The 20325-nt window shown below is 42.7% G+C and carries 22 protein-coding genes; 17 read left to right on the forward strand and 5 right to left on the reverse strand.

The annotated features are described in order from the left end of the window. Positions 1–159 precede the first annotated feature (159 nt). The 3 genes from HNR31_RS08120 to HNR31_RS08130 all read right to left on the reverse strand — a co-directional run bounded on the left by HNR31_RS08120 (position 160) and on the right by HNR31_RS08130 (position 1405). Complete coding sequence (locus HNR31_RS08120; RefSeq protein ID WP_181555750.1) at positions 160–357, reverse strand: DUF3813 domain-containing protein; 198 nt, start codon at positions 355–357, stop codon at positions 160–162. 2 nt (positions 358–359) lie between these two features. Continuing rightward, entirely contained in the window at positions 360–512 is a 153-nt protein-coding gene (locus tag HNR31_RS08125) for a hypothetical protein (RefSeq protein WP_181555751.1), read from the reverse strand. An 86-nt stretch (positions 513–598) separates the two neighbouring features. Continuing rightward, entirely contained in the window at positions 599–1405 is an 807-nt protein-coding gene (locus HNR31_RS08130; RefSeq protein ID WP_181555752.1) for a Cof-type HAD-IIB family hydrolase, read from the reverse strand. Positions 1406–1518: 113 nt separating this feature from the next. Here HNR31_RS08130 and HNR31_RS08135 point away from each other — a divergent pair, with 113 nt between their 5' ends. Continuing rightward, positions 1519–2286 carry an alpha/beta fold hydrolase gene (locus HNR31_RS08135; protein WP_181555753.1) on the forward strand — a complete coding sequence of 256 codons (768 nt, stop codon included), beginning with the start codon at positions 1519–1521 and terminating at the stop codon, positions 2284–2286. A 554-nt stretch (positions 2287–2840) separates the two neighbouring features. Here the strand turns inward: HNR31_RS08135 and HNR31_RS08140 are convergent. Further along, a complete protein-coding gene (locus tag HNR31_RS08140; protein ID WP_181555754.1) occupies positions 2841–2987 on the reverse strand; it encodes a hypothetical protein in 147 nt (48 codons plus the stop codon). A 393-nt stretch (positions 2988–3380) separates the two neighbouring features. Between HNR31_RS08140 and HNR31_RS08145 the strand changes: the two genes are divergently transcribed. The 8 genes from HNR31_RS08145 (at position 3381) to HNR31_RS08180 (ending at position 9608) form a co-directional block, all read left to right on the forward strand. Beyond that, complete coding sequence (locus HNR31_RS08145) at positions 3381–3968, forward strand: molybdenum cofactor guanylyltransferase (RefSeq protein ID WP_181555755.1); 588 nt, start codon at positions 3381–3383, stop codon at positions 3966–3968. A 381-nt stretch (positions 3969–4349) separates the two neighbouring features. Continuing rightward, the gene (gene modB, locus HNR31_RS08150; protein ID WP_181555756.1) at positions 4350–5006 is read left to right on the forward strand and encodes a molybdate ABC transporter permease subunit; all 657 of its coding nucleotides are present in this window, start codon (positions 4350–4352) and stop codon (positions 5004–5006) included. A gap of 14 nt (positions 5007–5020) precedes the next feature. Then, positions 5021–6043: a GTP 3',8-cyclase MoaA gene (gene moaA / locus HNR31_RS08155; RefSeq protein WP_181555757.1), complete on the forward strand. Its 1023-nt coding sequence runs from the start codon at positions 5021–5023 to the stop codon at positions 6041–6043. Between the two features lie 349 nt (positions 6044–6392). Further along, positions 6393–7652, forward strand: coding sequence for a molybdopterin molybdotransferase MoeA (locus HNR31_RS08160; protein WP_181555758.1), 1260 nt, complete (start codon positions 6393–6395; stop codon positions 7650–7652). Further along, positions 7649–8158, forward strand: a complete 510-nt coding sequence (mobB, locus tag HNR31_RS08165; RefSeq protein ID WP_181555759.1) for a molybdopterin-guanine dinucleotide biosynthesis protein B — start codon at positions 7649–7651, stop codon at positions 8156–8158. The genes HNR31_RS08160 and mobB overlap by 4 nt, the downstream gene beginning before the upstream one ends. Beyond that, positions 8155–8625 (forward strand): molybdenum cofactor biosynthesis protein MoaE, encoded by a 471-nt coding sequence (locus HNR31_RS08170; RefSeq protein WP_181555760.1) that lies wholly within the window; start codon positions 8155–8157, stop codon positions 8623–8625. Before mobB ends, HNR31_RS08170 begins: the two co-directional genes overlap by 4 nt. Next, positions 8625–8855: a molybdopterin converting factor subunit 1 gene (moaD, locus tag HNR31_RS08175; protein WP_181555856.1), complete on the forward strand. Its 231-nt coding sequence runs from the start codon at positions 8625–8627 to the stop codon at positions 8853–8855. The genes HNR31_RS08170 and moaD overlap by 1 nt, the downstream gene beginning before the upstream one ends. Before the next feature lie 18 nt (positions 8856–8873). After that, positions 8874–9608, forward strand: coding sequence for a YwiC-like family protein (locus HNR31_RS08180; RefSeq protein ID WP_181555761.1), 735 nt, complete (start codon positions 8874–8876; stop codon positions 9606–9608). A gap of 96 nt (positions 9609–9704) precedes the next feature. On the opposite strand, the gene HNR31_RS18655 is transcribed toward HNR31_RS08180, so the two are convergent. Next, the gene (locus HNR31_RS18655) at positions 9705–9800 is read right to left on the reverse strand and encodes a helix-turn-helix domain-containing protein (protein ID WP_258561031.1); all 96 of its coding nucleotides are present in this window, start codon (positions 9798–9800) and stop codon (positions 9705–9707) included. A 628-nt stretch (positions 9801–10428) separates the two neighbouring features. Between HNR31_RS18655 and argC the strand changes: the two genes are divergently transcribed. From argC to HNR31_RS08225, 8 genes are all read left to right on the forward strand, one after another. Beyond that, a complete protein-coding gene (gene argC, locus HNR31_RS08190; protein WP_181555762.1) occupies positions 10429–11466 on the forward strand; it encodes an N-acetyl-gamma-glutamyl-phosphate reductase in 1038 nt (345 codons plus the stop codon). A 15-nt stretch (positions 11467–11481) separates the two neighbouring features. Further along, positions 11482–12714: a bifunctional ornithine acetyltransferase/N-acetylglutamate synthase gene (gene argJ, locus HNR31_RS08195; protein WP_181555763.1), complete on the forward strand. Its 1233-nt coding sequence runs from the start codon at positions 11482–11484 to the stop codon at positions 12712–12714. A gap of 20 nt (positions 12715–12734) precedes the next feature. Further along, positions 12735–13511, forward strand: coding sequence for an acetylglutamate kinase (gene argB / locus HNR31_RS08200; protein ID WP_181555764.1), 777 nt, complete (start codon positions 12735–12737; stop codon positions 13509–13511). Next, entirely contained in the window at positions 13511–14668 is a 1158-nt protein-coding gene (locus HNR31_RS08205; RefSeq protein ID WP_181555765.1) for an acetylornithine transaminase, read from the forward strand. The genes argB and HNR31_RS08205 overlap by 1 nt, the downstream gene beginning before the upstream one ends. Before the next feature lie 78 nt (positions 14669–14746). Next, a complete protein-coding gene (locus HNR31_RS08210; RefSeq protein ID WP_181555766.1) occupies positions 14747–15817 on the forward strand; it encodes a carbamoyl phosphate synthase small subunit in 1071 nt (356 codons plus the stop codon). Continuing rightward, on the forward strand, positions 15810–18944 hold the full coding sequence (locus tag HNR31_RS08215; protein WP_181555767.1) for a carbamoyl phosphate synthase large subunit: 3135 nt from the start codon (positions 15810–15812) through the stop codon (positions 18942–18944). Before HNR31_RS08210 ends, HNR31_RS08215 begins: the two co-directional genes overlap by 8 nt. Beyond that, positions 18941–19900: an ornithine carbamoyltransferase gene (gene argF / locus HNR31_RS08220; protein ID WP_181555768.1), complete on the forward strand. Its 960-nt coding sequence runs from the start codon at positions 18941–18943 to the stop codon at positions 19898–19900. Before HNR31_RS08215 ends, argF begins: the two co-directional genes overlap by 4 nt. A 122-nt stretch (positions 19901–20022) precedes the next feature. Continuing rightward, the gene (locus HNR31_RS08225) at positions 20023–20202 is read left to right on the forward strand and encodes a YjzC family protein (protein WP_181555769.1); all 180 of its coding nucleotides are present in this window, start codon (positions 20023–20025) and stop codon (positions 20200–20202) included. Positions 20203–20325: the final 123 nt, after the last annotated feature.

Genomic DNA, 20325 nt, shown 5'->3' on the forward strand with positions numbered 1-20325 from the left:
TCTTGTGCCAAATAGTCTTCTCCCCTGAGGTGACAAGCACTTCTATGGGTGAAAGAACGTTGCCCATGGCAAGCCACAATGGCATTATTTGTGCTTACAGGATGTGACAGCCTTTAGGCAAAATTGGGCTATTCCCGCTTTTCTTATACGTGAAGTTGTTTATTGTAATTTATCCAGCTCTTGTTGAAACTGACGTAACTGAGCTTTTTCGGCTAGACTTGAATGAGCATAGGCAGAGGAAAGGGCATTTTTGGCGACATCGATCGCGTGCTGAAGGTCGGTATCGGCTTTCCCGTTTGCTGCTTGCTTGGCGATCATGACCGCTTCACGCGCTTTTTGAAACAGGGGATTTCCCATTGTTATGCTCCTCCAAGTGAAGAGTCAATTGCCTGCTTGGCCTTTCGCTCTTCCGCCTCTGCGTACGTCATATGATAAGGGATTCGCTCATCGTGCTTTTCTACGGCATCAACGCTTTGCTGAATGAAGCGTTTTGATTTATTTCGTTTACCCAAGACGCATTCCCCCTTAAAAAATCAAGACGCAATGTTGCGTCATTTATATTGTAACCGCATCAGTGGAATGATAATAAGGCAATTCGTTACAACTTTAACAGCGCCTTTAGGTAAACGCCGATCCCATCTTCTTCGTTTGTTTTTGTGACATCATTGGCGATTTGTTTTAGCGGTTCAATCGCATTCCCCATCGCGATACCATATCCAGCCCATTCAATCATTTCCAAATCGTTATCTTCATCCCCGAAGGCAATGACACGTTCTTTCGGAATTTGGTAATATTCGGCGATCCGTTGCAGGCCGCTGGCTTTATGGATGCCTGCGCGAACAATTTCAATAATATGCCATGGAGCAGCCCAACGACGATGATGAAGCACGTTGGCATGGACGTCGGATAAATACGCCTGAATATCATCGACGTGTTCCTCGTCGGTATGAATAAGAATGCTCGTCGGGTCGGCTTTTAACATTTGCCTTAAATCGCCGATTTCAATCGTCGGGTTGCCCAATTGAACAATATCAAGAAGCTTTTCATCATGTTCATGAATATATACATCATCCATCACTTCAGCTAAAATATTTTTCACATGATATGTTTCGCTTACTTCAATAATTTCTTTTACTGTTTTCAATTCAAGGGGAGTATGGTAAATCCCCCACGAATCATCATTTGGATGATGGACAAAAGCACCGTTAAAATTGACAATCGGTGTTGTTAAACTGAGCTCTGCATAGTACATTTTGCTAGCGCGATACGGCCTTCCAGTAGCAATGACGACAATATGACCTGCTTCTTTTGCCCGAAAAATCACCTCTTTGGTCAATGGGGAAATTGTTTTGTCATCTTTTAGTAATGTGCCATCTAAGTCTAAAGCAATTAAATATCGTTCCATACTATCTCCTTTACTTGTATATTTTTATTTAGTGTAACTCTTTTCCAAAATTTTTGTCTACATGTTACACTAATATATTAGAAAAAGAAAATTAAGAAGGAGTCTCCAGCGCCATGGTTATTATTGAAAATGAAAAAATCGCACAAATTCCTGTATTACATGTTGTGAAAGAGGAGAAAAAACAAGAGCCGCTGCCGCTCATTATATTTGTTCACGGTTTTACAAGCGCGAAAGAACATAACCTTCATTTCGGCTATTTGCTTGCCGAAGCAGGATATCGCGTCATTTTGCCGGATGTGCTTTATCATGGAGAACGTGAAAAGAACTTAACAGAAAAACAATTACAATTGTCGTTTTGGAACATTGTCGTTCGGACGATTGCAGAAATTGAACAAATAAAAGAGGAGCTCAATCGTCGTCATCTCATTGAAGCAGATCGAATCGGAGTTGCCGGTACGTCAATGGGAGGAATCGTCACATTTGGTGCGCTCGCGACGTATTCTTGGATTAAAGCCGCGGTCTCGTTAATGGGGAACCCTTGTTACGAAGCATTTTTTGACGCACAAATTGCAATGGCGAAAAAAATGCGTATATCGATCCCATTCACCGATGAGCAGTTGCAAAAGGAAAAGGAGCGGCTGGCGAAATACGATTTGTCGCTTCATCCGGAAAAACTGCAAGGTCGCCCATTAATGATCTGGCATGGTGTGCGCGACCAAGTTGTACCTTATCAATATACATATGAATTTTATGAACAAATAAAACCTCTTTACCAAGGAAATGAAGAGAGGGTAAAGGGGATTTTCGATGATAAAGCGGGCCATAAAGTAACAAGGGAAGCGTTTTTAGAAACGGTGAAGTGGTTTGTTCAACACGTCTAAAATAAAACGGCTATGTTGCTTTTAAGCGACATTACCGTTTTTTCTTTTTACCGATGTCCCAGTTGCGGCAATGGCTTTCCCATTCATTCGTTCCGGGGTTCATGGTGGCTTCCATAAGATTTGTACATCGACATCTTTCATCTCTTCAATGCCTGCAAGTACCCGTTTCACTCCGCCATTATCGAATCATGGAGGGGATAACCCTGTGTTGTGATTGGTTACCTTTCCTTCGTTTGAATTGATGTTATAAATGAGCCCTAAATCGACGGTGTTAATCCTGAATTCAGGGTCAACGATATAGCGAGCTCCTCGAGAATTTTTTACATTCGTGATTCATACTTTTCCAAGCGGGCAAAAGCGAAAGAAAGAAGAAGTATTTCAATTGGATGATATAAAATAATGCCAATTTGAAACGATGAATATGGATGCAATATTACAGCAATGGCAGTGTATTGACTGATAAGAATGCATACAAAGCAATCATAAAGATGATCAGGGAAGAAAAAAACAAAAACGAATCACAGAGCTGACGTTCCGTGATTCATTAGCCATCATTAACGGTTTTTCTTTACGTCTTTTTTCTTATAACATTGGAAGCAGTACAATGTTTCTTTTTCGCTGCTGACGACACCGTTCAAAAACCCATACAAACAATGAATCGGTTTGCCGCACTCCGAACAAAAGCCGACGAGCTCCTCCAACCGCCATTCTCCTTTCGTGAGCGTTGAGAAAGTTCATAACAAATTGAGATGCTCATCACTACGACAAGTAAGCGAAGTCATTACGATGTGTATATAGACTATTATAATATGAGGAAGGCCTATTTTATGAGCCAATTTGTTACGAAAATTCAATACGTCTGATTATAAACTGCGGGATCGGCATCCAGCGATTTCCCGTTTATTTGTGGGAAAAGTGATGGAATTAGCGAATGACCATGATCCATGTCCTCTTCGATGGAAAGGGAAAACTAATTTACATGGAGGCAATTGGAATAAAAGGGAGGTTCCTGAATACAGTTAGGAAATCTTTTCTTTTTGTTTCCCTCGTGTTACAGTAAGACAAAAATGTTGACTGTGGGAGAGTGAGCGAAGATGGAACAGATGGTAGGAGCCGTTCTTGCTGGAGGAGAGTCACGGCGCTTTGGCAGTCCGAAAGCATTTGCGAAGCGAGAAGGGATGTATTTTTTTCAGATTGCGATAAATGCATTACGTCCATTTGTTGAGGACATCTATATTGTGAGTCATCCATCTCTTTTGTTGCGCTTTCAACAACTGACGGATGAAAAAATAATCATGGATGAAGAAGTATATCGCGGTCAAGGACCGCTTGCTGGAATTTATACAGTGATGAAAAACACAAAGGCGGAATGGGTCTTTGTTCTTCCATGCGATATGCCGTATATGCGCACAAATACTGTGGCCAATATGATTAGGTATGTTGATGAAACATTTGATGCCATTCTCTCTGCTCATTTCGGGCGTATTCAGCCGTTAGTCGGCATGTACCATCGGCGCACGTTGGAACGGATGGAACAATTGTTGGAAGCGGGAGAAAACAGAATGATGTCGTTGCTTAATCGTTGTCGGGTGCGCTATGTGAATGAACATGACTTTATAGAGGAAGAAGGTGTATTTCGTAATGTTAATGAGCGGGACGAATACGACGATATTGTGACATAGCCCTTCTTCTATGTTTTTCAATGAGAAAGAAGGGAACATCCTTAATGTCTGTTCGGAAGTAAACGTGAATATTGTCGCTAGCGTCATGATCAAACAGAAATTCGCGATTATGATGACCTGTGTAAGAGGGTACTAGGCGATGTATATATAATGTTTGTTGGATCGACGAAGTAATTGATTTTTCCCCTTTTTGTGGAAATCAACATTGATGACAATTATGATGCTTTTTGTTTGAAACTACATTTTTTCACCTTTTTGTTCGCTATGTTATACTTTCCTTATAAATTAAGTAGTATTTCATATGAGTGATGTCACAATATTGAGGTAGCTTCTTTGTATATCGTGGACAAAGAACGGTTCTAGTTGAAAGAGGTTTTAGTAATGAACGAGTTTTGGTCGCCTGTTTGGCTGTCATTAAAAGTATCACTAGTCGCAGGAGCGATTGTTGTTATACTTGGAATGTTGTGTGGAAAATGGATGGCGCGCCGTCGGTTTAAAGGAAAAATCGTCGTTGAAACGTTGTTTATGCTTCCGCTTGTTCTTCCTCCGTCTGTCGTTGGTTTTTTGTTAATGGTGGTTTTTGGTAAAAATAGTCTTGTTGGAAGAGCGGTAGAAGCAATATTTCAAGGGACAATTATGTTTACGTGGTATGCGGCGGTGATTGCTTCGGTCATTGTTTCCTTTCCTTTAATGTATCAATCAGCGAAGGCAGGGTTTGAAGCGGTGGATGAGGCAATAGAAGGGGCGGCGCGCATCGACGGAGCGAACGAATATCAAGTCTTTTTTTATATATCGATTCCGTTAGCGAATAAGGCGATTCTCTCGGGGGCGATTTTATCATTCGCTCGCAGTCTTGGAGAATTTGGTGCGACGTTAATGTTTGCCGGGAATATTCCTGGAAAAACGCAAACGATCCCTACGGCGATTTACGTGGCCATGGAATCGGGAGAAATGACGCTAGCATGGGCGTGGGTAGCGGTAACAATTGTGTTTTCGTTTTTACTACTGCTATGTGCAACGATCTTTAAATCAGCTTGAAAGGAGGGAAGGTTATGGGAAAAATACAACTGCCAATTGTCGATCAATGGAATCGTCCGTTGCGTGACTTGCGCATTTCCGTGACCGACCAATGCAATTTTCGCTGCGTGTATTGTATGCCAGCGGAAATTTTCGGCCCGAACTTTCGCTTTTTAAATGAAGATGAGCTCCTGACGGTTGAGGAAATGGTCTTGCTTGTCGAAAGTTTTGCCGAATTGGGGGTCGAAAAAATTCGCATTACCGGAGGAGAGCCGCTGTTAAGAAGAGATTTACCATCATTGATTGAGCGGCTGACAGTCATTCAAGGTATTCGTGATATCGCCCTAACGACGAACGGTGTCCATTTAGTGAAGTATGCGAAAATATTAAAAGAAGCAGGATTACAGCGCGTCAATGTCAGCCTTGATGCGCTTGATGATGCCATTTTAAAAAAAATGAACGGAGTTGGCGTCGGAGTTGGGCCGATTTTAAAGGGAATTGCTGCAGCAAAAGAAGCGGGGCTTGGCGTAAAAGTGAATATGGTTGTGAAAAAAGGAATGAACGACTCACAAATTATACCGATGGCGACATATTTTAAGGAACAAGGAATCACGCTGCGCTTTATCGAGTTTATGGATGTGGGGACCACGAACGGTTGGGATTTTTCTCATGTCGTTACGAAAAAAGAAATTTATGAGCAAATTCAACAAATTCATTCGCTTGAACCGGTAGAGCAGGCATATTTTGGCGAGGTCGCGAGCCGCTACCGTTACGTCGGCACAAATGCGGAAGTAGGTTTTATTGCGTCAGTTACCGAATCATTTTGCAGAAGCTGTACGCGGGCGCGCATTTCTGCGGATGGAACGCTGTATACGTGTTTATTTGCGACAGATGGGATTTCATTAAAAGAAAAACTACGCGCAGGAGTAGGAAAATCGGAACTTCAACAGCTTATTATTTCGACATGGAATAAACGAACAGACCGATATTCCGATGAACGGACAGAACAAACGGCAAAAACGCGGAAAAAAATCGAAATGTCTTATATTGGCGGTTAAAAAACGCAAACATTCTCTACATGCGATTCGCAAGCGTGTTTCATCCGCTGAGGAGAATGTTTCGCTTCAAGCGATTTCTTATTGTTTTATATCGATGCTGATTCAAAAAGCAAATATAGACTAAAACCCGAGCTAACTCATCATGATGAGGCAGCCCGGGTTCTTCGTGTTTGTCCGAAAGAAGGTGAGACACCCTAAGGCCGCTAGCGTTTGGAACAGATAGAGAAAATTCTTACAACTTGTTTGTTCAATTTTTTTCTACAATGTAAAATGGATAGAAACGGGAACTTTTAATGCCGCTGATCTTTATTCGTTATGAAGCAATAGAAAAAATGAGGGGAGATACCTAGTGATAGAGAAAAGAACACCCATTCCAGTAACAGAAGCAATAAAAAAAGTGATGGCGTATGCGAAAGAGGGAGAGATAGAAACAGTCCAACTTGAAGAAGCTTATGGAAGATATTTGGCCGAGCCGCTTTGTGCCGATCATGATGTTCCGCCGTTTGATCGTTCCCCTTACGACGGCTTTGCGATTCGTGCGGTAGATTCCGCTTCAGCCAGCCTCACTCATCCTGTTGAATTTGAGGTCATCGAAGCGATTGGCGCGGGGGACGTAGCAAAACAAGTCGTTCAGCCGTTTCAAGCGGTACGCATTATGACAGGAGCACAAATTCCAAGTGGCTGCGATGCGGTCGTCATGCTTGAGCTGACGAACGAATATGAGCGGAATGGTAAAAAGTATATGTCGATTAAACGTTCGTTCAAGCCGGGGGACAACATATCCTTTCAAGGCGAAGATGCGAGAAAAGGGGATGTGCTCGTGCCAAAAGGAACATTCATTAACCCGGGTGTACAGGCGTTATTAGCAACATTTGGTTATGCAGAAGTAAAAGTCGCGAAAAAACCGAGGATCGGCATTTTTGCGACAGGCAGCGAATTATTGGAGGTTTCCGAGCCGCTTGTTCCTGGCAAAATTCGCAACAGCAACTCGTACATGATTAGCGCGCAAGTTATCCGCAGCGGAGCGATACCTGTATATTTCGGAACATTGGCTGATGATGTTGACGAATGTTTGGCGGCAATTGAGCAAGTGTTGGATGATGTCGATATTCTCATTACAACAGGCGGTGTTTCTGTCGGTGATTACGACTATTTGCCGACTATTTATGAACGGCTGGGAGCCGAAGTATTATTTAATAAAGTGGCCATGCGGCCAGGAAGTGTTACAACGGTAGCACATGTCAACGGAAAGCTATTGTTTGGTTTATCCGGCAATCCTTCCGCTTGTTACGTCGGGTACGAATTATTCGTTCGCCCTGTTGTTCGAACGAGGCTGTTTTCGCCAAAGCCGTATTTGCGAAAAAAGACTGCAACGTTATTGGCTGATTTTCCAAAACCGAATCCGTTTACTCGCTTTGTAAGAAGCTATGTGACCGTTCAAGACGGACGTCTATACGTTTTCCCTGTCGGAATGGATAAATCGAATATCGTTACATCGCTTGCAAAAGCGAACGCGCTGATGGTGTTGCCGGGAGGAACGCGCGGTTTCGCCAAAGGAGATACGGTTAATGTATGGCTGTTAGAAGATGAAGAAGGAAGTGCTGTATGAACGTCTGGCAAGTCGTCGGCTACAAAAATAGCGGAAAAACAACACTCATCGAAAAATGGATAAAGCAAGCCTCCCAAGAAGGATACAAAGTCGGGACGGTGAAACACCATGGTCACGGCGGCAATCCGGATGTGTGTCATGTGACTAATGATTCGAGCCGGCATCAACAAGCCGGAGCGATTGTCACTTCGGTCGAAGGAAATGGTCTATTGCAATTACACGCCTTTCAGCCACAATGGACGTTGTCACAAATTTTATCAGTTTATTCGCTGTTGCCTATTGATTTTACGATCGTCGAAGGGTATAAACGCGAACAATATAAGAAAATCGTGATGCTGCGGACCGATGAAGATTGGTCGTCGCTTTCTGTATTAACAAATATTGTCGCGGTTATTACATGGGAGCCTTCCCCGTTGCTAGCATCCATCCCATATCCTGTTTTTTTGATTAATGACGAGAAGCGCTATTTACAATGGTTGATGAATGAGGTGAGAAAAGCTGTATGAGCGAACCATTATTTATGATTACGGAAAAACCAATCTCCATTGAAAAAGTGATACAAAAAGTGATACGACCGGAAGCAGGTGCGATCACGACGTTTATCGGGACGGTGCGAGAGCTGACAAACGGAAAACGAACGTTATTTTTACAGTATGAAGCATATGTGACGATGGCGGAAAAAATGTTGGCGCAAATCGGAAAAGAAATTCGCGAAAAGTGGCCGGAGGCAAAAGTGGCGATCACGCATCGGATTGGCAAGCTTGATATTGGCGATATTGCTGTCGTCATTGCTGTTTCGACACCGCATCGGAACGACGCCTACGAAGCAAATCGGTACGCAATTGAGAGAATTAAACAAATTGTGCCGATTTGGAAAAAAGAACATTGGGAAGATGGGACAGAATGGGTAGGAAACCAGCTGGAAACGAAAGCGTATCCGACGGGAAAACCGGAAGGAGAGGACTTCATATGATGATTACATTGCTCTTTTTTGCTCACTTACAAGAAGCAATTGGGCAAGAGAGAATCGAAATGCAATACGTTCCACAAACAGTGAAAGAGTTAAAACAACAGATTGAAACACGGTATGGAATCGACTTGCGCCACGTGATGGTGGCAGTTAACGAAGAATACGCACGGGAAGAGCAACAGCTCAAACCTGGCGATACCGTTGCTTTTATCCCACCAGTAAGCGGGGGATGAATCAGGAGTAACAAAGCGATGATTGTTGGCAAGAAGCCGACCTTGCTTATTCCCAAACAACATGGCGCTTGGGCGATGCTTGGCATTCCGTTTGGATTAGGAGCATATGCGGGCGGGTTTTCTTGGTTCCATCTTCCGTTATTTCTCGGCTGGTTATGTTTACATTTAGCGACATATCCATTCTTAATGACAGTAAAAACAAAGCGAAAGAATGAATATATGCCATGGTTTTATTGTTATTTTTCATTCGCGGTCATGATGTTTCTTATTCCGTTATTGTACCATCCGATGCTCATTAACTTTGGTATCGCCATGGTTCCGTTCTTTTTGATGAATCTTTATTATGCGAAAAAGAAAAATGAGCGCGCCTTTTTTAACGATGTAGCTGCTATTGCTGCTTTTTGTATCGGTGGTCTTGCCAGCTTTTACGTCGGGCGCGGCGCATTAACGATTCAAGCGTTCGAACTATCTTTATTTAGCTTCCTCTTTTTTATCGGAAGCACCTTTTATGTGAAAACGATGATCCGCGAAAAGAAAAATTCTATTTATAAATGGGGGTCATGGATTTATCATTTTCTATTAATTGTTGTCCTAGTGATGATTGGTTATCCATTGTTTGCTCTTGCCTATGTTCCAAGCGTCATTCGTGCAATATCTTTATATGGAAAATCGCTTTCCGTAACAAAAGTAGGTATTTTGGAAATTGCCAATTCGGCTTATTTTCTGCTCGTTATGTTGATTTTTCTATCATAAAAAAGGAGACGCATTATGCGTCTCCTTTTTTAATCAATGCTACATATTTCCGGCGAACAACCTTCACAAGCGATTTCGTTACGTAAATATTCAAAGCTATGAACTTTTTGGTACGGAGATAATGCCTTTTTTCCGCAATTTGCTCAGCAAGATGTTGACGGCTTCGCGCGACGTTCCGCAAAAGCTCTCCAATTTCTAGTGTGTTAGTTGCAAGATAATTAGAATGCCGTCTTCCTTCATCCCCCGTAACGGTTACATAAGCGAATCAGCGTAGAGTATAATGCCTCTTTTTAAGGTCGCGAAATTTCGTTTGAGTTTTGCGACACTGGTCATTTATCCATTTCATAAGCATGAGAGATAATTGGTGGTTTTTTAAGCACCTTTTTTGAAGTGGCAGAAACAATCCCGTCTCGGGCGTTTTGGCACTTGGCAGATATTTTGCATGGAAAAATCCCCGTTATTGCATATCCGTAATGTAAATTCTTGTCCATCTGCCGTCATTTTACTCATTTGTACTTTTCCGGACTGAATGTAGTAAATTTTTTGTCGCTTTCTCTTTTTCCCTTCACGGAATTTTTTGTATTGGGATATTGCGATAAACACTCTGAAACAGTATCTGTATTATCGAACGCCACGTTTATTACTGATTTAAAAATCATAAGCAATATGTTTTCAGATTTATAGAAAGAATACGGAAAAAGACAATTGAATAAATATATACATAAATTTTAGAAAATAATTAAATATACATTTGATTTTATTTTTATGCAGTATTATAATGATAACTACATGAAAGAGAATTCGTTCAAGGAGGAAGAACATGAACATCGCAGTTATTGGCGCAACAGGGTATAGCGGTGTAGAATTGCTGCGGTTTTTGCGCCATCATCCTTATATAAGTCGTTGCTCTCTTTATTCATCGTCACAAGAAGGAGTTCCGTTATCTCACAGTTTTCCTCATGCGCGTGAAGAAGGAGAGCTTATTCTTCAAAAGATTGATATGGAACAAATTGCAGCTACATGCGATCTTGTCTTTTTTGCTACACCGCCGGGTGTTTCAAGCGGACTCGCACCATTGCTTATTGAAAAAGGGATCAAAGTGATTGATTTATCCGGCGATTTTCGCCTTAAAGATAGAACGGTGTATGAAAAATGGTATAAGCGGCAAACAGCTTCCGATATTTATTTGCAACAGGCTGTGTACGGTTTAACGGAATGGAACAAAGAAGAGATTCGAGGTGCTCAGCTTCTTTCCAATCCAGGTTGTTATCCAACGGCAACATTACTTGGATTAGCACCGCTTGTGAAACATCGTTTGATCGAAGAAGATTCGATCATTGTTGATGCGAAATCAGGAGTATCAGGAGCCGGACGTCAAGCTTCGTTAAACACTCATTTTTCGGAAACAAATGAAAACGTCAAAATTTATAAAGTGAATGAACATCAACACATCCCAGAAATTGAGCAAATGCTGCAAATGTGGGATGAGCATGTTCAACTAATTACGTTCAGTACTCATTTAATCCCGATGACAAGAGGAATTATGGCAACGATCTATGCGAAAGCAAAGGAAGATTTGTCATTAGAGATGTTGCTAGATTTGTATAAAACAAGTTATGAAGATTCCAAGTTTGTTCGTGTACGAAAGCCGGGACAATTCCCAGCGACAAAAGAAGTCTATGGCTCTAACTATTGCGACATTGGCATTGCATATGATGAACGAACAGGAAGAGTGACGGTCGTCTCCGTGATTGACAATCTCGTCAAAGGAGCTGCCGGTCAAGCAATTCAAAACTTGAATGTGATGATGGGCTGGGACGAAGATAGCGGGCTGGCATTTGCGCCTATTTATCCGTAGGAAGGAGTTAGTGTCATGATAATCACAAAGCAAGGAAGTGACGTTTACTATATCGCTGAGGGAACGGTGGTTACGCCGAAAGGTTTTCAAGCAGCAGGCGTACACGCTGGGTTGCGGTATGCCAAAAAAGATTTAGGAGTGATTGTGTGCGAGGTGCCGGCGTCTTGTGCCGCGGTTTATACGCAAAGCCATTTTCAAGCTGCTCCGCTGAAAGTGACACAGCAAAGCATCGCTGTTGAACAAAAATTGCAGGCGATCATCGTCAATAGTGCTTGTGCGAACGCTTGTACAGGAGAAAGAGGATTAAAAGATGCTTATGAAATGAGAGAGTTATGCGCTGAGCAATTTGGCCTGCAACCGCATCTTGTAGCGGTAGCTTCAACAGGAGTCATCGGCGAATTTTTGCCGATGGAGAAAATTCGTGCTGGTATCAAAAAATTGCAGCCAAGTCACTTACAAGAAGATGCTGTTGCTTTTCAAACGGCGATTTTAACGACGGACACGGTGATGAAAAAAGCGTGTTATCAAACGACCATTGATGGAAAGACGGTCACGATCGGCGGGGCAGCGAAAGGATCAGGAATGATTCATCCGAACATGGCAACGATGCTTGCTTTTGTTACAACCGATGCGAATATCTCTTCAAGTTCCCTTCAAGATGCACTTCGTTCGATTACGGACGTGTCGTTTAATCAAATTACCGTTGACGGTGAAACATCGACGAACGATATGGTTGTCGTGATGGCAAGCGGGCTTGCCCAAAATAACGAGCTTACTCCGAATCATCCAGAGTGGCCAAAATTTTACGAAGCATTAAAACAAACATGCGAAGATTTAGCCAAACAAATTGCCAAAGACGGCGAAGGGGCAACGAAGCTTATTGAAGTGCGCGTGAACGGAGCAGCAACGGATGAAGAAGCGAAACGAATTGCTAAAAAAATTGTCGGTTCGAATTTAGTGAAAACTGCTGTTTATGGGGCAGATGCGAACTGGGGGAGAATTATCGGGGCGATCGGCCATGCGGATGCGACAGTAGATCCGGATCATGTCGACATCTCACTCGGAAATATCGTCATGTTAAAAGGAAGCGAACCGCAGCCGTTTTCGGAAGAAGCGGCTACTGCTTATTTACAACATAAAGAAGTCGTTATTGAAGTGAATCTCCATCTCGGCAATGGAACAGGCGTGGCGTGGGGCTGCGATTTAACATACGATTACGTCAAAATTAATGCAAGCTATCGTACATAAGAAAATGAGAGGAGAGAACGATGGGAGAGACAATTGTCATCAAATGCGGAGGAAGCATATTAAGCGAGTTGTCACCATCCTTTTTTACGAGTTTACAAGCGTTGTACTCTCAAGGCATGAATATCGTTATTGTTCATGGCGGTGGTCCGGAAATCGGACAAATGCTGAAACGATTAAATGTGTGCAGCGAGTTCATTAATGGATTGCGGAAGACGACAGAAGAGGTATTAGAAGTTGTGGAAATGATTTTAAGCGGGAAAGTAAACAAACAGCTTGTTTCCTTACTACAGCAATACCACCTTCCTAGCATTGGTCTTTCCGGAGTTGATGCTCGCTTGCTTGAAGCTGCATCGATTGATGTTGCTAAGCTAGGGTATGTTGGGGAAGTTGTAAATGTCAATGAACAATTTTTAAACGATCTTCTTCTCTCTCGGTATATTCCGGTCATTTCTCCGATCGGAAGTGACCGGAAAGGACAAAAATATAACATTAACGCTGATACGGCCGCAGGGTCTATCGCCAAAGCGTTACAAGCAAAACAACTCGTATTCGTTACCGATGTTCCGGGCATTTTACAAAACGGTTCCTTGGTCGAGCACGCAACCATTGAGACGATTGAGAACATGATTGATGACGGGATTATTTCCGGAGGGATGATTCCAAAAGTAAAAGCAGCGGTGGCTGCACTATCGGAGTCACTTGATGAAGTAATGATTGTCAGCGGAAAAACAACATTTTATTCCGAAAATGGGCGGATTTATGGAACGATCATTCGAAAAGAAGCGGGGGTTTACTAATGGGAGCGTTATTTCCTACTTATAACCGTTGGGACATTTGTCTCGAATCAGCGGAGGGGACAAAAGTTGTCGCGAAAGACGGCAAACAATATTTAGATTTCGTTGCAGGAATCGCGGTTTGTAATCTTGGTCACCGCCATCCCGCTGTTCAAGCTGCAATCGAGGCACAGCTACAGCGAGTTTGGCACGTCTCCAATTTATTCACAAGCGATTTGCAAGAAGAAGTGGCACAGCTTCTTGTTGAGCATAGCTGCGGAGATTATGTGTTTTTTTGTAACAGCGGGGCGGAAGCGAACGAAGCAGCGCTAAAGTTAGCGCGTAAGCACACGGGTCGCTCGAAAGTCATTACGTTTCAACAATCGTTTCACGGTCGGACGTTTGCGACGATGTCAGCGACTGGGCAAGAAAAAGTGTATAAAGGGTTCGGGCCGCTGTTACCGGAATTTATTCATCTTCCTTTTAACGATATCGCCACATTGGAACAAGAAATGGACGAACGTGTGGCTGCGATCATGGTCGAGATTGTGCAAGGCGAAGGCGGCGTGAGACAAGCGAACGAAGCGTTTTTGCAAAAAATCGCCGAACTTTGCAAACAGTATGGCGCTCTGTTCATTGTCGATGAAGTGCAAACCGGCATTGGTCGTACTGGGACCGCATTTGCATATCAACATTTTTCAATCGAGCCAGACATCATTACGAGCGCCAAGGGATTAGGAAGCGGAGTTCCGGTTGGTGCAATGATCGGAAAAGCATTTTTGCGGGATACGTTTACAGCCGGTATCCACGGCTCGACATTTGGCGGCAATCCGCTTGCTATGGCGGCTGCGAAAGCGACATTACAAGTCATTTTCAAAGAGGAATTTTTACAGGAAGTGCAAAAAAAAGGAGCATACTTTTTACAACAACTTCGCGAAGCGCTACACGGAGTAGATATTGTAAAAGACGTGCGCGGTCTTGGACTAATGATAGGGATTGAATGTAAACAAGAGATCACAAAGCTGATTCCAGCGATTCATGCCAATGGACTGCTTGTACTAACCGCTGGACCCAACGTTATCCGTTTACTACCGCCGCTTATTGTTACGAACGAAGAGCTTGATATGGCTGTCGATATATTACAACAAACATTAATGAAAGAAAGTGTCGCAGCTAGTTGAACATAGCTGCATCTTTAATGAACTGTATGTATAAAAATTCTTATTAGTAAATAAAAATTCGATCATGAGGTGGCAATCATGAATGCGTATTTGCATTTAGCAAACGGAAAGAAATTTGCGGGAAGGCTTGAATTTCCGCTTCCAGACAGTGAAGTGAGCGGGGAAGTCGTCTTTTTTACCGGCATGACCGGTTACCAAGAAGTGCTGACGGACCCTTCTTATAAAAATCAAATCGTCGTATTTACGTATCCTTTAATTGGAAATTACGGAATTAACGCCGAAGATTTTGAAAGCAAACGTCCGCATGTACAGGCGGTCATTGTCTATGAGGCAAGTGCTCAGGGATACCACTATGAAGCGGAATATAGCTTAAAAGAATATTTGCAGCAATGGAATATTCCTCTATTGACTCATGTAGACACACGGGCCTTAGTCAAAGACATTCGCAACCAGGGAACAATGCTTGGCAATATCACATTGGAAGCGGAATGTGATATCCAAGCGTTACAAGAAAAAGCGTTTCCTGTGCGTGAAGTCTCAACCTCGCAAATCGAAACATACGGAAACGGAGACACACACATTGTGTTAGTCGATTTTGGTTATAAAAAATCGATTTTACAATCATTAGTCACAAGAGGATGCAAAGTAACCATCGTTCCTTACTATACATCATCGCAAACGATTCAAGCGCTTCAGCCGGACGGCATTGTGCTATCGAACGGACCGGGAGACCCGAAACAACTTTCGAAACATTTGCCGAATATTCGCCATATCATCGATCATTATCCGACACTTGCGATTTGTTTAGGTCATCAATTAGTGGCGTTGGCGTACGGAGCGAATACGGAAAAACTTCGCTTTGGACATCGCGGGGCGAATCAACCGGTGTATGATGCAGTTAAAAAGAAAGTATTCATGACTTCGCAAAATCATAGCTATGTCGTTAATGAAAACAGCTTAGCGAATACACCGTTCATTGTTCGGTTTACGAACGTGAACGATAGCTCGGTCGAAGGAATGGTGCATCGCTACAAGCCAATTTTATCGGTGCAATATCATCCAGAGGCACATCCCGGCCCTAGCGATACGAATGACATCTTTGATGAATTTTTACAAACCGTGCTAAAAGGGGAGAAAGTATATGCCTAAGGATTTAACGCTGCAATCGATTTTAATCATCGGTTCCGGACCGATCGTCATTGGCCAGGCAGCCGAGTTTGATTATTCCGGCACTCAAGCGTGTATTGCATTAAAAGAAGAAGGCTACCGTATAATTTTAGTCAACAATAACCCGGCAACGATTATGACAGACGAAGTTCATGCGGATGCCGTCTACTTTGAACCGCTAACTGTCGATAGTATCGAAAAAATTATTGCCAAAGAGCGACCCGATGGCTTGTTAGCAACATTCGGAGGACAGACGGGGTTAAACTTAGCGTTCCAACTTCATGAAGCCGGAATTTTAGAAAAATACGGCGTAAAGTTGCTCGGAACGCCGATTGACGCAATTAAAAAAGGGGAAGATCGCGAGGCGTTTCGCTCACTCATGTATGAATTAGGAGAGCCGGTTCCAGAGAGCGAGATCATCACAAACGTAGACGATGCTGTCGCATTTGCTAAAAAAATTGGCTTCCCAATTATTATCCGCCCTGCCTATACATTAGGGGGAACAGGCGGTGGTATTGCAATGACGATGGAGCAATTCGTCGCTTTAGTCGAAAAAGGATTAGCGGAAAGTCCGATTACGCAATGTCTTATTGAGCGAAGCGTCGCCGGCTATAAAGAAATTGAATACGAAGTGATGCGCGACCATACAGATACGTGTATTACCGTATGTAATATGGAAAACGTCGATCCGGTCGGTGTGCATACCGGCGATTCTATTGTCGTCGCTCCATCGCAGACATTAACAGATGAAGAATACCATATGTTGCGCTCCGCTGCAGTCAAAATTATTTCTGCTCTTGGCATTATCGGCGGATGCAATATCCAATTTGCCCTTGACCCATTCAGCAAACATTACTATTTAATCGAAGTTAATCCGCGTGTCAGCCGTTCTTCCGCGCTCGCGTCAAAAGCGACGGGCTATCCGATTGCGCGCATCGCAGCGAAATTAGCGGTCGGCTATACATTGGCGGAGCTGTTAAATCCGGTAACGAAAAATACGTATGCCAGCTTTGAACCAGCTCTTGATTACGTTGTTGTCAAGTTTCCACGCCTACCGTTTGATAAATTCCCTCACGGCGATCGCCGACTCGGTACACAAATGAAGGCAACCGGTGAGGTCATGGCGATTGACCGTAATATGGAGCGCGCTTTTCAAAAAGCAGTCCATTCGTTAGAAGGAGAAAACGTGGGGTTATGTTTACCGGAATTAGCAGCACAAACGAATGAGCAACTTAAAGGACTTCTTGTTAACAAAGATGATCGTCGCTTTTTTGCGATTCTCGAGCTATTCCGCCGCGGGGAAACGATCGAAACGATTTATGAATTGACAAAGATTGATCGATTCTTTTTGAATTCCTTTTATCAGCTTATTTTGTTGGAACAGAAAGCGAAAGAAACAAGTTTAGACGATATTGATGAAGCGACGTTCCGTCTTTTGAAAGAAAAAGGGGTTTCCGATGCGTTTTTAGCTGATGTCTGGAACGTAAGTGAATGGGCAGTAAGGGAAAAACGGAAGCAGCTTGGCATTGTTCCTTCGTACAAAATGGTTGACACATGCGCAGCGGAGTTCCATTCGGAAACAGACTATTATTATTCGACGTATTTTGGCCAAGATGAGCGAAAAGAAAGCGATAAAGAGAAAGTGTTAATTATCGGAGCAGGACCGATTCGGATCGGGCAAGGCATTGAATTTGACTACAGCTCTGTTCATAGCGTTTATGCGTTGCAAGAAGAAGGATATGAAACGGTTTTGATTAACAACAATCCAGAAACAGTAAGTACCGATTTTGCTGTGGCGGACCGCCTTTATTTCGAGCCCCTTACGTTAGAAGAAGTGTTAAATGTTATTGAAGCGGAACGAATTGAAAAAGTGATCGTTCAATTTGGCGGTCAAACGGCTATTAACCTTGTGAAAGGATTAGAAGAAGCGAACGTAACCATTCTTGGTGTTTCCCATGACGTCATTGACCAACTTGAAGATCGCGACCGCTTTTATCAATTACTAGAAGAGCTCGATATTCCACATGTACCGGGGTTAATGGCAAACGATGAAAATGAACTCATCGCCAATGCCAAAGCGGTAGGCTATCCGGTTTTACTTCGCCCTTCCTATGTTATTGGCGGAAAAGGAATGTTTATCGTTAACAATGAACAACAATTGCAACAACTGTTACAGGAAGGATTAACGTTTACATATCCGGTCTTAATCGATGCATATTTAGACGGAAAAGAAGCGGAAGTCGATGTTGTCGCCGATGGAGAAGAGATGTTGCTTCCAACGATTATTGAACATGTAGAAAAAGCGGGAGTTCACTCTGGAGATAGTTATGCTTTCTTACCCGCTCAGACGTTGACGGAAGAAGAAAAAACGCAAATCATGACGTTCGCGGAAAAAATTGTTCAAAAACTTCAATTTAAAGGGATTATGAATATTCAATACGTCATTTCCAACGGTCAAGTGTATGTACTAGAAGTCAATCCGCGCGCAAGCCGTACCGTGCCGATTGTCAGCAAAACGACAGGAATTCCGCTCGCGCAAATTGCGACAAAATTATTGCTTGGGAAATGTTTGTGTGACTCGGTTGGCGAAAAACACCGAGGATTAGCGAATATGCCATATATCGTTTTAAAATATCCGGTATTTTCAACGCATAAATTGCCGGGAGTCGATCCTCTCGTCGGTCCGGAAATGAAATCGACAGGAGAAGGCATCAGCATCGCTGAAACAGTGACTGAAGCGGCGGCTAAGGCGTTCCATTCGTATTTATCTAAAAAAGGCGGCGCTTATGAAATTTATGTAGATATTGATATGAACAATATGCAGTCACTACTTGAATTCATTGAAGATAAACAACTTACCATTGTAACGGATATACCGTTTGCCCAATGGGTGAAACGAAAAGAAGCGTTAGCGTTTTTTAATCTGAAAAAAGATACTGAAAGCACCGAAGAGAGAATGCTTGCGTTGTCCCGACAAATCATCACCTTTACAGAAATAGAAACATGTGAGCTATTTTTACAGGCGATCGGTATTGATAATGCTTCTGTTTCGTCTATTCAAAATTGGCTCGAACAGAAAAGAAAATCAGAGAAAGCGGTGATTGTATGAACCCAGTCGTAAAACAAACAATCAGTTCCTCGTTAAAAGGAAAAGACTTATTAACACTAATCGATTTTTCTTCGGAAGAAATTCATGATGTATTAGCACTAGCTGCGGAATTAAAACAAAAACAGCGCGCGGGGGAACGTTATACTCCGCTCGCGGGAAAAACGTTAGCAATGATTTTTGAAAAGCCATCAACGCGCACGAGAGTATCATTTGAAGTTGGAATGACGCAATTAGGAGGCCATTCCCTTTATTTAAATAGTAATGACTTACAGATCGGTCGCGGCGAAACGATTGCTGACACAGCAAGAGTATTATCCCAATATGTTGATGCAATTATGATTCGTACATTTGCCCATAGTAAAATTGAGGAATTAGCTCACTATGCAACGATTCCTGTCATTAACGGCTTAACCGACGATGATCATCCGTGTCAAGCATTAGCCGATTTATTAACAATTTATGAATTAAAAAAGAAATTAAAAGGGATTAAGCTTGTTTATGTCGGTGACGGCAACAATGTTGCTCATTCGTTAATGATCGCCGCAGCAAAAGTGGGCATGGATTGTACAATCGCTTGTCCGATTGGCTATGAACCGAAAGAGAATTATGTAAAAGAGGCAGTAAAAGCGGCAGAACAAACAGGAGCAGCGATTACCGTTACGCATGATCCAAGCGAAGCAGTGGTAGGTGCAGATGTCATTTACACCGATGTATGGACGAGCATGGGACAAGAACAAGAAAGTGAAGAGCGGCTTTCTGTCTTTCAGCCGTTTCAAGTCAATGAGCAGCTAGTACAAAAAGCGAAAGATGATTACATCTTTCTCCATTGCCTGCCGGCACATCGTGGTGAAGAAGTGACAGCTGATGTGATTGACAGCGCTCATTCATTTGTGTTTCAACAAGCAGGGAATCGACTTCACGTACAAAAAGCGATTTTACTATCTCTTTTAGTATAAACGAAAAGCACTGGATTACATTCCGGTGCTTTTATCATGTTGTACCATCATTTGCGTAGTTATGAACGGAAGAGACAACGGGAACGTTAATAATGTACCTTTGGTTTAAGGGAGGAATGAAGATGGGCCAGAGACGACATTTTGGACCGGGGGATAAAGCACCGAACAATGGTGTCTATATCGAAATTGGTGAAACAGGAGATAATGTGAAGCATCCAAAGAAAATCAGGTTAAAAGCCGGAGACACGTTCCCAGAAACATCGAACCATAATCGTCATTGGACATATATGCGAAAACCGTAAACAAGAAAAGCGGGGACGCTGTGAACGGTAAAAAGTTATACTTTCTTAATCATGCGAAAAAGCCATTCTCATATGGGGATGGCTTTCCATTTGAATTCAAAAGGGAGCATCCGTTATAATGAC

The organism is Thermaerobacillus caldiproteolyticus, from assembly GCF_013761245.1.
In the GTDB taxonomy this organism is placed as follows: Bacteria; Bacillota; Bacilli; order Bacillales; family Anoxybacillaceae; genus Thermaerobacillus; species Thermaerobacillus caldiproteolyticus.